General features: G+C 73.3%; 13 protein-coding genes. 9 read left to right on the forward strand and 4 right to left on the reverse strand.

Translation table 11 applies throughout. From position 1 onward, the window contains the following. Nucleotides 1-39 precede the first annotated feature (39 nt). The 4 genes from IF55_RS16415 (at nucleotide 40) to IF55_RS16430 (ending at nucleotide 7,650) form a co-directional block, all read left to right on the forward strand. Nucleotides 40-2,880: a M4 family metallopeptidase gene (locus tag IF55_RS16415; protein ID WP_030877437.1), complete on the forward strand. Its 2,841-nt coding sequence runs from the start codon at nucleotides 40-42 to the stop codon at nucleotides 2,878-2,880. Nucleotides 2,881-3,095: 215 nt separating this feature from the next. Further along, complete coding sequence (locus tag IF55_RS16420) at nucleotides 3,096-4,733, forward strand: hydantoinase/oxoprolinase N-terminal domain-containing protein (RefSeq protein WP_078644507.1); 1,638 nt, start codon at nucleotides 3,096-3,098, stop codon at nucleotides 4,731-4,733. Further along, nucleotides 4,726-5,835, forward strand: coding sequence for an S-methyl thiohydantoin desulfurase family protein (locus tag IF55_RS16425; RefSeq protein WP_048832056.1), 1,110 nt, complete (start codon nucleotides 4,726-4,728; stop codon nucleotides 5,833-5,835). Before IF55_RS16420 ends, IF55_RS16425 begins: the two co-directional genes overlap by 8 nt. Before the next feature lie 219 nt (nucleotides 5,836-6,054). Beyond that, complete coding sequence (locus IF55_RS16430; RefSeq protein ID WP_078644510.1) at nucleotides 6,055-7,650, forward strand: GMC family oxidoreductase; 1,596 nt, start codon at nucleotides 6,055-6,057, stop codon at nucleotides 7,648-7,650. Here the strand turns inward: IF55_RS16430 and IF55_RS16435 are convergent. Next, a complete protein-coding gene (locus IF55_RS16435) occupies nucleotides 7,601-8,686 on the reverse strand; it encodes a winged helix-turn-helix domain-containing protein (protein WP_048832057.1) in 1,086 nt (361 codons plus the stop codon). The genes IF55_RS16430 and IF55_RS16435 overlap by 50 nt on opposite strands. A gap of 183 nt (nucleotides 8,687-8,869) precedes the next feature. On the opposite strand from IF55_RS16435, the gene IF55_RS16440 reads away from it, so the two are divergent. Continuing rightward, on the forward strand, nucleotides 8,870-9,280 hold the full coding sequence (locus IF55_RS16440; RefSeq protein ID WP_030877422.1) for a hypothetical protein: 411 nt from the start codon (nucleotides 8,870-8,872) through the stop codon (nucleotides 9,278-9,280). Nucleotides 9,281-9,489: 209 nt separating this feature from the next. Here the strand turns inward: IF55_RS16440 and IF55_RS16445 are convergent, their stop codons facing one another. Then, nucleotides 9,490-10,644, reverse strand: a complete 1,155-nt coding sequence (locus IF55_RS16445) for a baeRF2 domain-containing protein (RefSeq protein WP_030877419.1) — start codon at nucleotides 10,642-10,644, stop codon at nucleotides 9,490-9,492. Between the two features lie 304 nt (nucleotides 10,645-10,948). Between IF55_RS16445 and IF55_RS16450 the strand changes: the two genes are divergently transcribed. Continuing rightward, nucleotides 10,949-11,383, forward strand: coding sequence for a DUF2795 domain-containing protein (locus IF55_RS16450; protein WP_030877416.1), 435 nt, complete (start codon nucleotides 10,949-10,951; stop codon nucleotides 11,381-11,383). Between the two features lie 41 nt (nucleotides 11,384-11,424). On the opposite strand, the gene IF55_RS16455 is transcribed toward IF55_RS16450, so the two are convergent. Together IF55_RS16455 and IF55_RS16460 are read right to left on the reverse strand one after the other, a co-directional pair. Then, entirely contained in the window at nucleotides 11,425-12,609 is a 1,185-nt protein-coding gene (locus IF55_RS16455; RefSeq protein ID WP_030877412.1) for an alcohol dehydrogenase catalytic domain-containing protein, read from the reverse strand. Nucleotides 12,610-12,788: 179 nt separating this feature from the next. Beyond that, a complete protein-coding gene (locus IF55_RS16460; RefSeq protein ID WP_030877409.1) occupies nucleotides 12,789-12,977 on the reverse strand; it encodes a hypothetical protein in 189 nt (62 codons plus the stop codon). A gap of 422 nt (nucleotides 12,978-13,399) precedes the next feature. On the opposite strand from IF55_RS16460, the gene IF55_RS16465 reads away from it, so the two are divergent. From IF55_RS16465 to IF55_RS41210, 3 genes are all read left to right on the forward strand, one after another. Then, a complete protein-coding gene (locus IF55_RS16465; protein ID WP_030877407.1) occupies nucleotides 13,400-14,053 on the forward strand; it encodes a hypothetical protein in 654 nt (217 codons plus the stop codon). Between the two features lie 111 nt (nucleotides 14,054-14,164). Beyond that, the gene (locus tag IF55_RS16470) at nucleotides 14,165-14,491 is read left to right on the forward strand and encodes a hypothetical protein (RefSeq protein WP_030877405.1); all 327 of its coding nucleotides are present in this window, start codon (nucleotides 14,165-14,167) and stop codon (nucleotides 14,489-14,491) included. 66 nt (nucleotides 14,492-14,557) lie between these two features. After that, nucleotides 14,558-14,686 (forward strand): LPFR motif small protein, encoded by a 129-nt coding sequence (locus IF55_RS41210; RefSeq protein ID WP_281180978.1) that lies wholly within the window; start codon nucleotides 14,558-14,560, stop codon nucleotides 14,684-14,686. Nucleotides 14,687-14,794 lie beyond the last annotated feature (108 nt).

Here is a 14,794-nt window from a genome sequence, read left to right on the forward strand (position 1 = left end):
AGGCGGAGCGGGGTGGGCGCCCCCGGAGTGCGGGGCGCCATGGCCGGTGCGGTGGCGCTGATCAGCGCCACCGCACTCGTCGTCTCGGCCGCGCCCGCCGGCGCCGCGCCGGGCGCCACCCCGCCCGCCGGCCCGGCGGACCTGGTCCCCGGCAAGCGCACCGCGACCCCCGCGCTGGTCAGCGGCCTCCGGGAGCCCGCCCAGGCCGCGGGGAACGCCGCCGACGCGGCGCTCGGCCACCTCGCCGCCCACGAGAACCGCTACCGCATCCCCGCCCCGGGGCGCGACCTGCGGCCCGTACGGACGGTGGAGGCCGGGGGCGAGGAGACCGTACGGTTCCAGCAGCGGCACCAGGGCGTGGCGGTCCTGGGCGGCCAGTACCTGGTCCGGATGGAGCACAGGGGCGGCGAACGCGTCGTCACCGGGGCCTCCGGCGCGTACTTCACCGGCCTGAAGACCGGCACCGTCCCCGAGGTCGACGAGGAACTGGCCGTCGAACGCGCCGTGGACGCCGCGACGGACCAGCTCAAGGCCGCCCGCGCGGGCGGCGCGGCGTGGGACGAGGCGCGCCCGCTGACCGGCGCCGCGCGCGGACTGGCCGTCCTGCCCACCAGCGCGGGTCTGCTCACCTGGCACGTGACCGTACGCGGCGTACACCCCGGCACGGGCGAACCGGTGCTGCGGGAGGTCTACGTCGACGCGCGGGCCGGGTACCCGGTGCTCCAGTACAGCGGAATCAAGACGTTCGCGGCGGCCTCCGGCGCCCCTGCCGCGTCCACACCCGCCGCACACAAGATCCTCTCGCCCGCTCCCGCCGCGTCGAAGCCCGCCGCGCCCCGCCCGGACCGCCGCAAGGCCGCGCCGCCCGCCGAGGAGCAGGGGCCCGCCGAGGAGCAGGGGCCCACGGTCGTGGGCTCCGGCGTCAAGTACGACGGCAAGGCCGTCGGGTTGCAGCTCACCCGGGACGAAGCGCGCCAGGAATACGTGATGCGCGATCAGATCCGGATGCGGGACGGCAGCAAGAACCCGATCTCCACCTGGGACGCGCGCGGCAAGTCCGTCGGCGAGGTGTCGGGTCAATGGCCCTCCGACATCAAGGAGTTCGGGTCGCCCACCCTGGCCTTCGGCGGCGAGGCGACCGAGGCGGGCGCGGTCGACGCGCACTGGGCGGCCGGCAAGGTCTACGACTACTACCGGCAGGTGCACGGCCGGGACAGCCTCGACGGTCAGGGCGGCACCATCAACTCCCTGGTGGGAGTGGACGACTTCGGGCGTCCGTACAACAACGCGTTCTGGGACGGCACCAAGATGGTGTACGGCGGCGGTGACGCCGAGTACCGCGCGTTCTCGGCGGGCCTGGACGTCGTCGGCCACGAGATGACGCACGGCGTCGTCGAGAACTCGGCGAACCTCGTCTACGCGGGGCAGTCCGGCGCCATGAACGAGGCGATCGCCGACTACTTCGGCAACGCCATCAAGACCGACGCCTACGGCATCCCCATGGACAGCCCCGACGCCGGCCTGCTCGGCGAGTCGCTGTGCCGGACCAAGCCGCCGCGCGAGTGCGCGGCCCGCGACCTCAACGACGGGCGGACCACGGCCAAGTCCTTCCTCGGCGTGTCCCTCGTCACCGACAACGGCGGCGTCCACCTCAACTCCACCATCTTCTCCGGCGCGCTGTGGGACATGCGCGAGGACATCGGCCGCACCCTCGCCGACCGGATCGTCTACCGGGCGCTCACCGCCTACCTGACCCCGCTGGACGGGTTCACCGAGGGCCGCGCCGCGGTGCTCGCCGCCGCCCGTGACCTCAAGGTGTCCGGCAAGGAACTCAAGGCCGTCGAGCGGTCCTTCAACGCCCATGGCATCGTGCCGGGTTGGGAACTCGCCACGGGCGTCGACTCCGACCCGCTGATGGGCGACGTCAACACGGAAGGCGTCCGGGTGGGCGCCGGCGGCGGCTGGTGGACCACCTCCAAGTCCAACGAGAACGGCAGTGAGCCGTACTCCGTGTGGGCCGGCCGCGCCGACGGCACCGGCGCGCCGCAGCGGATCAGCCCCAACGACGGCCGGTACCACGTGCACCCCGCCACCGACGGGAAGACCGTGGTGTGGCTGGCGTACAACCGCAGGACCGTGGACCTCCTTGCGCGGCCCCTCGCGGGCGGGCCCGTCAAGAAGCTGTGGTCGGGCCGGCGCGTCGGGCCCGAGCTCCAGATCGAGGGCGACGTGGTCGTCGTGGAGTCGCGGCCCCGCGGGGCCCGGTCGCTCGTGCAGTACCTGCGGCTCAGCGACCCGACCCCGGTGGACGTGACCGGCGACCGGAACGTGAACTCCAGCCACCCGTCGCTCCGCGACGGCCGCATCGCGTACGCCACCATGGAGCGCTCCGAGGGGACCGTCACGTACGGGACCGAGGTGCTCGACCTCAGGACGGGCGTACGGACCCGGATGGGGCAGCTCGGCACCCTCAAGGACACCGGGCCGACCGCGATCAACGGCAGCCATGTGTTCTGGTTGGCCAACGAGGCGGAGGGGAGTCGGCTGACCGCCGTGCGCCGGGCCGATCTGGACGGCACCGGAGTCGTCGACATCAGCCCCGCCGGCGGCCCGGGCGCGATCGAGGGCATCGACCTCATCGCCTCGGACGACGCGGTGACCGCCGCCACCTGGACGCCCGCCCCCGAGTACCGCAACGAGGCGCTGCCCAAGCTGTGGCAGTTCTCGGCGGACGGGAAGCGGAAGGACCGGGTGTCCTGCAACCGCGGCGAGCAGATGTGGGCCGGCATGCCGGGCGGCCGGCAGGTGGTGTGGACCGACTCCACCACCGGGCACAGCGACGTGGTGACGCGTACGCGTCCGGCCGGCACCTGCGGATGAGCGGTTCGACGTCATGACCTGGCGACAAGACAGCCCGTACGGGGCCCCGGGCCCGGAGCGGGCGGCGTGTGCGCGAATGTCGATATGTGTCCAATGTGCTGTGAGTGCGTCATGTGGGTTAAATATGGGGTCGTGGCCATAGGTATGCCGACCGTGGGCCCATCCCCATCCGGACGGTCGTGGGCCCCACCCATATCCGAACGAAAGACACCACCATGCGCATCGGTATCGACGTCGGAGGCACCAACACCGACGCCGCCCTGCTCGGGGACGACGACCGGGTGCTCGCGGCGGCCAAGTCGCCGACGACGGCGGACATCACGTCCGGCGTCATCGCGGCCGTCCGCGCCCTCGACGCGCCCGTCGAGTCCGTCACCGCCGTGATGATCGGCACCACCCACTTCCTCAACGCCCTCATCGAGGGCGCCCGGCTCGCGCCCGTCGCGGCCGTACGGCTCGGCCTGCCCGCCACGGCCGCGCTGCCGCCCATGACCGACTGGCCCGAACGGCAGCGCGCGGCCGTCGGCGGGCACGGCTACCTGTGCCACGGCGGCCGGGAGTACGACGGCCGGCCGCTGTCGCCGCTGGACCCGGAGGAGCTGAGGCGGACCGCCGCCGACATCGCCGCCCGGGGGATCGGCTCCGTCGCGATCTCGGGCGTGTTCTCGCCCGTCGCCGAGGAGGACGAACGGCGCGCCGCGGACATCCTGCGCGCCGAACTCGGCGACGGCGTGCACTTCTCGCTCTCCCACGAGCTGGGCCGCGTCGGGCTGCTCGCCCGCGAGAACGCCACCATCGTCAACGCCGCCCTGCGCGACCTCGCCACCGTCATCGTCCGGTCCTTCGGCGAGGCCCTGGACACCCTGTCGATCACCGCGCCGTTCTTCCTGTCGCAGAACGACGGGACGCTGATGGACGTGGACTTCGCCCGTACGTACCCGGTGGCGACCTTCGCGTCCGGGCCCACCAACTCCATGCGCGGCGCGGCCTTCCTGTCCGGGCTCGGGGACTGCGCCGTCGTCGACGTGGGCGGCACCACGGCCGACGTCGGCATCCTCGCGGGCGGCTTCCCGCGCGAGGCGGCGGGCGAGAGCGAGGCCGCCGGCATCCGCACCAACTTCCGCATCCCCGACGTGCTCTCCCTCGGCATCGGCGGCGGCTCCCACGTCTCCGACGCCGCCGAGACCGGCCCCCGCTCCGTCGGCTACCGGCTCACCGAGGACGCCCTGGTCTTCGGCGGCGACGTGCTGACCGCCACCGACCTCGCGGTCGCCGCGGGCCGCGCCGACATCGGCGACCGCGGCCGGGTCGCCCACCTGAGCCCGGAGTTCACCGACCGTGCCCTCGCGCGGATCGCCGAGCGGCTGGCGGAGAGCGTCGACCGGATGCGCACCTCGGCCGCGCCGCTGCCGGTCGTCGCCGTGGGCGGCGGCTCGATCCTCGTGCCCGGCGCCCTGCCCGGCTTCGACGACGTGCGCCGCCCCGGCCACTTCGACGTGGCCAACGCGGTCGGCGCCGCCATCGCGCAGGTCGGCGGCGAGGTCGACCGGGTCTTCCAGGTGCCCGAGGGCCGCCGCGAGGCGGTGCTCGCCGAGGCCCGCGAGGAGGCCGCCGGCCGGGCCGAGGAGGCGGGCGCCCGGCCCGGCAGCGTACGGATCGTGGACATCGAGGAGGTGCCGCTCGCGTACCTGCCGGGCGGCGCGACGCGCATCCGCGTCAAGGCCGTCGGCGACCTCGACCTGGGCCGGCTCGGCGGCGCCCGATCCGGCCCCGAGCGACCCGACCCCGACCAGCCCGCCGCCCAACGGCCCGGCGGCGCCCAGCAGCACGACGGAGCGACCCCCCATGCGTGAGATCACCCTCGACGTCCTCGACGACATCGCCCGCGGCGCCGGCATCCTCGGCACCGGGGGCGGCGGCGACCCGTACATCGGCCAACTGCTCGCCCGCGAGGCCATCCGCGAACACGGCCCAGTACCCGTCGTCGCCATCGAGGACGTGCCCGCCGACGCGACCGTCGTGCCGGTCGCCGGCATGGGCGCCCCCACCGTGCTCCTGGAACGCGTCCCCAACGGCGGCGAGGAACTCACCGCCCTGCGCGCCCTGGAGAAGCACCTCGGCCGCCCCGCCACCCACATCACGCCCATCGAGATCGGCGGCGTCAACTCGATGCTGCCCATCGCCTGCGCCGCCGCCGCGGGACTGCCCATCGTCGACGGCGATGCGATGGGGCGCGCCTTCCCCGAACTCCAGATGGTGCTCCCCGGCCTCATCGGCGTCTCCAACTCGCCGATGGCGCTCGCCGACGACAAGGGCAACACCATCGTCGTCGAGGCCGTCGACAACCACGCCGCCGAGCGCATCGCCCGCGCCGTGTGCGTGGAACTCGGCTGCCAGATCTCCTGCGCGGACACGGTGCTCCGCGGCGACCAGCTCGCCGACGGCCTCGTACCGGCGACGCTCACGCTGGCCGGACGGCTCGGCGCGGCGGTCCGCGAGGCGCGCGCCGCGCACACCGACCCGGTGGCCGCCGCCCGCGCCATGCTGTCCGGCATCCCCCTGCTCACCGGCAAGGTCGTCGACGTCGTCCGGCGCACCGAGGGCGGCTTCGCGCGCGGCCGGGCCCGGCTGGAGGGCATCGGCGACGACGCGGGCCGGGTGCTCGAACTCGACTTCCAGAACGAGCACCTGCTCGCCACGCGGGACGGGGTGACCGTCGCGACGACCCCGGACCTGATCTGCGTCCTGGACAGCGAGACGGGCTCGCCCGTCACCACCGAGGGGCTCCGCTACGGCCTGCGCGTCAGCGTCCTCGCCGCTCGCTGCGACCCGCGCTGGATCTCGCCGGGCGGCCTCGCCCTCACCGGGCCGCGCTACTTCGGCTACGACGTGGACTACCTGCCGTTCGGGGAGGAGGCCCGTACGAGCTTCGGGGAGGAGGCCCGCACGAGCTGAGGCCGCGAGCCGGGTCCGAGCGCCGAGCCTGCGTACCGAGCCGGCGTACTGGGGCCGAGCGCCGGAGCGTCGGGCCAGGGCCGCCCGTCTCCGGCGCACTTCCGGCCAATTCCGCCGACTTCGCGCATTCCGGCGGACGGTACGGCCGTACTCCGCCACAATCGACGCGCTCCGTGCTGCGGACCGGCAGCCACGAGCATCGTGGACGGGGGCGCGCCGATGTCCGAGGAATACAAGGGACGCGAGGAATACAAGGGACGCGAGGAATCCAAGGGTCACGCGGAATCCAAGGGTCACGCGGAGTACGACTACATCGTCGTCGGCGCGGGGTCGGCCGGCTGCGTGATCGCCGCGCGGCTGACGGAGGACCCGGACCGTACGGTGCTGCTGATCGAGGCGGGGCCGCCGGACACCAAGCCGGAGCTGCTGGCGCCCACCGCCTGGCCCGCCCTCGGCGGCACCGAGGTCGACCACGGCTACGTCACCGTGGCGCAGCGGGGCATGGGCGGCGCGGCGCACCCGTACCCGCGCGGCCGGACGCTGGGCGGCTCCAGCGCCATCAACGCGATGGTGTTCCTGCGCGGGCACCGCGCGGACTACGACCGCTGGGCGGCGGCCGGCTGCACGGGCTGGGGGTACGACGCGGTGCTGCCCAGCTTCCGGCGCATGGAGACCGTGGCGGGCAAGGACCCCGCGTACCGCGGCGACAGCGGACCCATGCGGCCCGCGCCGTCGGAGGACGTTCACCCGCTGTCCCAGGTCTTCGTCGAGGCGGCGGTGGCCGCCGGCCACCCGGAGACCGACGACTTCAACGGCGCCCGCCAGGAAGGCGCGGGCCGCCACGACCTGACCATCGTCGACGGCCGGCGGCAGAGCGCGGCGAGCGGCTACCTCCATCCGGTAAGCGCCCGCCGGCCCGGCCTGACCGTGACGACCGACTCGCGCGCGTACCGCCTGCTGCTCGACCACGACCGGTGCACGGGCGTGGAGTTCGAACGCCGCGGCGAGACCGTTCGGGCGTACGCCCGCGCCGAGGTGATCGTGAGCGCCGGGGCCGTCGACTCGCCGCGGCTGCTCCTGCTGTCCGGCATCGGCCCCGCCGACGAGCTGCGCGCCACGCGCGTCCCCGTCCGCCACGACCTGCCCGGCGTCGGCCGCAACCTGAACGACCACCTCATGTGCGGCGTCGTGTACGAGACGGCCCGGCCGGTACCGGTTCCCCGCGCCAACCTCGCGGAGACCTCCCTGCTGTGGCGCAGCGACCCGGCCCTGCCGGGCCCCGACATGCAGTTGATGTTCATGCACGTGCCGATGGCCCCGCCGGAGCGGCCCGCCCCCGCGCGCGGCTTCACCGTCGGCGTCTCCACCACCGTCCCCGCGAGCCGCGGCTCGGTCCGCCTCGCCTCCGCCGACCCCGCCGCCCCGCCGCTCATCGACCCCGCCTATCTGGCGGCCGAACCGGACGTACGGCGCATGCTGCACGGCATCGCCATGGCCCGGGACATCGTCGCCCGCGCCCCCTTCGCCCCCTGGCGCGAGCGCGAGGTTTATCCCGGAGCGGACATCACCGACGAGCCGTCCCTGCGCGCCTTCCTGGCCGAGGCCGCCGGCCCGTACTTCCACGCCTCGGGCACCTGCGCCATGGGCATCGGCGCCGACGCCGTGGTCACCCCGGACCTGCGGGTACGCGGCCTCGCCGGGCTCCGGGTCGCCGACGCCTCCGTGATGCCGACGATCGTCTCCGTCAACACCAACGCCGCCGCCATCATGATCGGCGAGAAGGCGGCCGAACTGCTCCGCCGGGACGCGGGGTAGCGCCGGGGGCCCACCCCGGCGAGCGCCCGGGCACCGCGGTGGAGGCGTCGAGGAGGGACCGGCCCGCGGGCGTGAGGGTGTGCAGGGCGGTGTTGTGGTGGCGGGCCACGGCGGTCAGGCCCGCCGTGCGCAGGACGGTGGCGTGTTCGCTGGCGCTGGCCGGGGCCACGCCGGTGCGGACGGCCAGCTCGGTGGTGGTACAGCCGGGGTGGTCCGCGATGGCGGCCAGGACGTTGGCGCGGGTGCGCCCGAGCAGGGCGCTCAGGGAGTGCGGCACGCCCGAGAGCGCCGCGGCCGTACGGGCCGGGGACAGCGCGGGCCGGTCCCCGTCGTGCAGCGGGAACGTCAGCCAGGGCTGGGGCTCGGCCCAGGCGTTGACGACCGAGTGGGAGGGCCGGAACAGGGACGGGATCAGCAGCAGCCCCCGGCCGTCGAGCCGGATGTCGCCGCTGTGTCCGAGGGCGGAGGTGGCCTCCAAGACCGGTGCGCGCCACCGGAGGTGACGGGGGCTCAGTCGGCTCAGCAGCCCCTCCACGCCATGGTCGGCGAGATGGCGCAGCCGCACACCGCGGTCGGCGTGGGCCAGTTGCTCGATGTGCGGCCAGTAGGGCGCGATGACCTCGGCGTGCACATCCGCCAGGGTGTCGACCAGGCCCTGGAACAGCGCCGGCTCTTCGGCGATGCGGCTGGTCCAGGAAGGCACCCGGCGCTGGAGCCGCGCCCACCCCGCCAAGTCCTCGCGCAGATAGCCGGCCGGGGCGGCGCGTACCGCCTCCAGCGCGTCCTGCGGGGAGGCGGGCTCGACGGAGATGAAGATGTCCGGCGACCAGCCCGCCGCCGGGTTCAGTTCGAGGAGCCGGCGCGCCCGGGGGCCGAGCCGCGTGCGGGCGTGCCGACGCCAGGCGTCGAACCGCACGGGGTGGCTGGCGTCCTGTAGCGCCCGGAGCGCCAGAGCCAGTTCCACCAGCGGAGACGGGCCGGTCGCCAGCCGTGTGCGGGCTATGTCCTCGGCCGTGAAGTGAATGCGGTAGACCACGCTCTTCCAACCCCCGTTTTTCGCACAAACCAGAGGCGATTCTTCCGGGATGCCGTTCTTCGGGCCAGAGCGAAACAGGTCGAGTAGCGCCGTGCGTGGGACGGAGGATGAGCGCGAGACGGCCGGCGCGGCGGCGGTACGTTCGCCGACGCCGGCGGAAGCAAGGGAAGAAGGGGTTGAACCATGCGCAACAGGCTCAAGGTCGTATCGCTGACGTCGGCCGGACTGCTGTTCGCGAGCGGCATGACCGCCGTGACGATGGGCTCGGCGGCTGCCTCCGACACCTCCGTAGCACGCAAGTGCACGGTGTCCGCGCCGCGCTTCACGAGTTCCCCGGGGACCAGCAGCAAGGACCCCGCGTTCTGGCCCGCCCGCGGCACGTACGCCAAGACCACCACACGGTGTGCGGACATCAACGTGAAGCTGGACAAGACCCGCAATGTGCGGACCTGCTTCAAGAAGACGGGCTGCAGCCGCTACCGGAAGCTGACCGCCGGCAAGTGGGGGCTCGCCGCCGAGAATGTGAAGGACAACGTCCCGTTCTACTTGCAGTTCGAGGGAACGAGCAAGGCCACCGGATTGATCGACTACTGAGGGTCTGAGGGTCCGAGGGCCCGAGGCGTAGGGGCGGGGCCGGGCTCCCGTCTGCCGGACGGATGACGTCCGGCAGACGGGACGTACCGGACCGGACCGGGTTTGGGCTGGTACGGGCCGGACCGGGCTGGGCCGGGGCGATCCCAGTCCGTGGAGCGCCGCCCCGGTCCGTGGAGCCCCGCCGCAGCTCTGGAGGTCAGCCCTGGAGGTCAGCCCTGGAGGGCGGGTTCCGTCCAGCGCAGGACCGCTCCGAGGCCGCCCGCCGGGACGTCGGCGGGGTCGTTGACCACGACGGCGTCCGCGCCGCTCGCCACCGCCGCGCGTACCAGCGCGTCGTCGGCGCGCGCCGAGGCCGGGCTCACCTCGCCGAGGTACTGGAGGTCCGAGGAGCGCACACCCACCTGGTGGGGGTCCGGGCCGACCCAGACCTCGCGGGGCGCGTCCGAGCCGTGCGGGCCCAGGATCAGCGTCGCTATCCGGTGCTCCCGCGCGGCCTCGACCAGCGCCGGGACGCCCGCCGCCGCGTACGGGGCGGTGCCGCCCACGGGCTCCGCGCCCGCGTGGAAGCGGTCCATGGCCGCGGCGGCCCGCTCGGCCTCGAAACCGGCCAGGACCTGGGCGAGGTCCCGCTCCAGCAGCGCGTTGTGCGCGGACTCCGGCCCCCGGCCGCCGTGTTCGCTCTCGTAGGTCACCGCCCGCACCTGCTCGGGGAGCTTGTCGTGTACGGCCCTGCGCTCTCGGACGTCACCGGTCAGCAGCAGCACATCGGCGCCGCTCTCCTCGAACGCCTCGGCCGCCGCGTCGGCGATCTCGCCGGCGTTGTGCTCCCAGGTGTTCTCCACCCTGTTCTGGAAGTGGCGTTCGGACCAGTCGGCCGAGGCGGTGCGGTGGATCGGCCAGTCGGCGCCGCTGACCCCGCCGGCCTCGGCGCGCTCCCCGCCGCCGCTCCCGGCCGCGCGCAGCACGAAGTCCGCCCCCGTACGGTCCACCGAGACGACGAGGCAGACCGGCGCCTCGCCGACCGTCTCGACCAGCGGGGTGAGCCGGGGGAGCGGCCCCCACTCCGCGAACGGCGCGGACGGCGCGCCGGGGAGCGGCACATCGAGCACGACATCGCCGTCCGCCGCGAACAGGGCCCGGCCGGCCGATGCCGTCGTGCCCTCCTCGCCCGCCTCCGTCAGCCGGTCCTGGACCGCCCGCACCGTCGCGTCGTCCGCCCCCTGCTCCCGCAGTTCGGCGGCGGTGGCGCGGGCCGCCAGCTCCTGGCGCTTCTCCGCGTCCTCGGTGTTGTGCGTGGTGTCGACATAGACCGACGCCCAGGGGCCCGGCCGGTCGCCGAGCGGCTTGAGGAATGAGAGTTGCATGGCACTTCCTCCTCGATATTTCCGGATGCGTCTTCCAGCTCCCTCGACGCCTGTTCCAGCGCCGTCACGAGTTCCCTTTCTCGATCCACTGCAACACATGTGTGTGGGAATGCCCACAGATCCCGCCCCGCGCCCGCCGCCGCCCCGCGCGCACCGCCAGATGTTGAAAGTCTCCGGCGCGCCTGTTAAGCCGGAAGGGTGAGAAGCGGGGCCCCGGTTCCGTAACACGATGGGCCGGCGCCCCGGCGGAAGCCGAAGCCGACCGGTGTATCGGGCATATGCGCCCGCACCCCAGGAGGCGAGAATGGCCATGCAGCATGGCTCGGACAAGACCGGTCCCGTGCGGGACGACATGATGAAGAAGCAATTGCGCGGCGAATTGAACGCCGACAGGTGGCTGCGCACCGACGAGGAGCACGAACTCCAGCCCTCCGGCGAGGACCAGCCGGCCGTCGCCCGCGACCCCGCCGACGAATTCGAGGGCGGCGTCTCCGCCGATACGGGCGTACCCGACGGCATGACCGAACGCGATGTCGCGATCCGCTCCGACCTCGCCCGCCACCTCGGCCGCGGCATCTACCCGGCCGACCGCTCCGCCGTCCTGGCCTCCCTGCGCGAACACCACGCCCCGGACCGGCTGGTCGACCTCGCCGAACGGCTCCCCGAAAACGGGCGCTACGAGAATGTCCAGGCCATCGCCGCCTCCCTCGGCCTCGCCACCGAACACGGCCGCCCCTGACAAACGGCTGCGCCGGGCGGTGCACCCAAGAGGCGGCCGGCTCAGGGCCGCAGGATGGTTTTGATCATGCCGTCCTGTTTGGCCTGGAAGGTCTTGTACGCGGCGGGGGCGTCTTCCAGCGGCAGGGTGTGGGTGGCGAAGTCCTCGACGCCCAGGACGTCATCGTCGTCCAGGAGCGGGAGGATGGCGTCGACCCAGTGTTTGACGTTGGCCTGGCCCATGCGGAGCTGGAGCTGCTTGTCGAACATGGTCAGCATGGGGACGGGGTCGATGGCGCCGCCGTAGACGCCGATCAGCGAGACGGTGCCGCCGCGCCGCACGGCGTCGACGGCCGTGTTGAAGGCCGTCATGCTGTCCACGCCGAGCCGGCCCAGCACCTTCTCGCCCACCTTCTCCGGGAGCAGCCCGGCCACCTGCTGGGCCGCTTTGACGGCGGGCGCGCCGTGCGCCTCCATGCCGACGGCCTCGATGACGGCGTCCGTGCCGCGCCCGCCCGTCAGCGCGCGCACCTCGTCGCCGACGCCCTTGCGGTGCTCGGTGAGGTCGATGGTCCGTACGCCCCGGGAGCGCGCCCGGGCCAGCCGCTCGGGGACGAGGTCGACGCCGATCACCAGGCTCGCGCCCTGATGCAGGGCGATCCGGGCGGCCATTTCGCCGATGGGCCCGAGGCCCACGACCGTGACGGTGCCGCCCTTGGGGATATCGGCGTACGCGACGGACTGCCAGGCGGTGGGCAGCACGTCGGAGAGGTAGACGTACCGCTGGTCGGGCGGCCCGTGCTCCACCTTGATCGGCAGCGTGTCGCCGAACGGCACGCGCATCAGCTCCGCCTGCCCGCCGGGCACCTGACCGTAGAGCTTGGAGAAGCCGAACAGGGACGCGCCCGTGCCGCGCTCCGTCACCTGGGTGGTCTCGCACTGGGAGTGCAGGCCCTGCCCGCACATCCAGCACGTGCCGCAGGAGACGTTGAAGGGGATGACGACCCGGTCGCCCACGGACAGCGTGGTTACCTCCGGTCCGACCTCCTCGACCATCCCCATCGGCTCGTGGCCGAGGATGTCGCCGGGGTCCAGATACGGCCCGAGCACCTCGTAGAGGTGGAGGTCCGAGCCGCAGATGCCCGTCGAGGTGATGCGCACGACGATGTCGGTCGGGTCGATGATCCTCGGGTCGGGGACCGTCTCCACGCGTACGTCCCGCTTGCCCTGCCAGGTCACAGCCCTCATGCCGAACTCCTTGTGGGGTCTTCGCCGCGGCGGCCGGGCGCCCCGCGGGCCGTCCCGCCGAGAGCCGTCCGGCAGGCGGCGGGTTTCCCCCGTGCTCTTCGTGCTCCCCGTGCGGCCGGGGCGGCCGTTCCGCCGACGCGGGGCCCGGAGGCCGTCCGGTCGGCGCCGCTCAGCGCACGTCAGTTCACGCTGCGGATGATGTTCCAGTCCGGATCCGTACGGTCGTCCTGATGCGGATACGCGTCATGCGCCGCCGCGACCGCTTCCGAGGCCGCCGGCCCGCCGTCCTCGCGAGCCGCCGCGGTGGGCGCCTGGTGAGGTCGGTCGGGCGAGGCGCGGTGGTCACCGTTGGACTCTGAGGCGGACACTGCTGCTCCTCTCGTCTGCCGTGACGTCGTATGTCATGAAGTCGTGTGTCATGAAGACGTATGCCGTGACGTCGTGTGTCATGAAGACGTATGCCGTGACGTCGCGTGTCGCGACGTCGTAGGCCGAGTGCCCGCTCGGCTCACGGCGAAGCCTACGTACGCCCGGTCGGCCTCGCATGCGGAGCGTCGCGGCCTGGTCACCGCCGAGTGACCGGCGCGCCCGGCGCCGAGCCCGTGGCCCTCGCGGACCGCCTCGACATGCCGAGTCCCCCGCGGCCTGGTTGGCTGGAAACGCGGCCTGGTTGGCCGGGAAGAGGTGTCACGCCCGGTGTCCGGGGCACCCGGCACCCCGCGACGGTCCCGGCCCCGCCAGGCCGGCGCCCGGCGGGCCCGGCAGCACAGGCAGCGATCCCGGAGGTGTCATGGATCTTCGTCACAGCCCAGTGGTCCGAGCCTGGCGGCGCTGGCGGCGCCCGCCCGACCTGCCCGTACCACCGCACTCGCTGGACGTGGAGGACGTCAACCGCCGGTTTCTGATGTACGGAGTGGTGCCGCTCTGGTTCGTGCCCGCCGTGGCGGACTGGATCATGCACCGGCGCACCCGCATCGAGCACACCAGCGGCGTACGGGAATCCGCCCTGCACGCGCTGATGATGACGGAGGCGGGCATCCCGGTCGCCATGGGCCTGCTCGCCAAGATCAACCCGCTGGTCCTGTCGGCCATGGGCGGCGCGGCCGTGGTGCACGGCGCCACCGCCCTGTGGGACGTGAGCCTGGCGACGGGCGAGCGGGAAGTACGCCCGGTGGAGCAGCACATCCACAGCTTCCTGGAGGTACTGCCGCTGGCGGCGCTGGCGTTCACCTGCTGCCTCCACGCCGATCAGGTGCGCGCCACGCTGCGCGGCGGCCCGTACCGCGACGACTGGAAGTTGCTCCCCAAGGAACGCCCCCTTCCGGCCCGCTACCTCGGCGGCCTCGCCGTCGCCATCGGCGCCTGCATCGCGCTGCCGTACGGGGAGGAGATGCGCCGGTGCGTCAGGGCGGCCAGGGTGGAGAGGGCGGCCAGGAACATGTGAAAGCCCCCCGGAACCATTTCCCACAGTCCTTTCCCGTAGCCCGTCTTCCGTAGTTTCCCGAAGGCATTTCCCAGACCCCCGATACCAGCCCCCAGAGCTAGGAGCGACATCATGCCCGCAGGTGCGAACAAGAAGCGCGAGCGGCAGTACGAGCACATCAAGGAACAGGCCGAGGAGCGCGGCCGCTCCGAAGGGCGCGCGAAGGAAATCGCCTCGCGCACCGTGAACAAGGAACGCGCCCGTACCGGCGAGGCGAAAACGGCCAGCAAAACCTCGACGCGCGATCCGAAATCCGCCTCGGAGCGGGGCGGCGAACGCTCCCACAAGGGCCCCGTGAGCCCGACCAAGGACCAGCTCTACGCGGAAGCGAAAAAGAAGAACGTCGAAGGCCGCTCCACCATGAACAAGGAACAGCTCCGCAAAGCCGTCGGACGCTGAGCCGGCGGCCGAAGAAGCACTGGTACGACGCGGGGCACCACCGGTCGACCTACGAGAGGAACAGTCATGTTGAGGGCCATCGCGGACGTTCTGCGTGCCATCGGCGGGGCCATCGCCACCGTCGTCATCCTGCCCTTCCGCGCCCTCGCCCGCCTCTTCGGCGGCGCCTCCTCCAGCGCCCGCGGCCGCCACTGACAACGGGCCGCCGGCACTGACAATCGGCCGCCGGGACTGACAACGGGCCGTCGGGCCTGACAGCCGACCGCCGGCACGAACAGCCGGCCGCCGACGCGCCGCCGTACA

The sequence above is a fragment of the Streptomyces varsoviensis genome (genome assembly GCF_000718635.1).
In the GTDB taxonomy this organism is placed as follows: Bacteria; Actinomycetota; Actinomycetes; order Streptomycetales; family Streptomycetaceae; genus Streptomyces; species Streptomyces varsoviensis.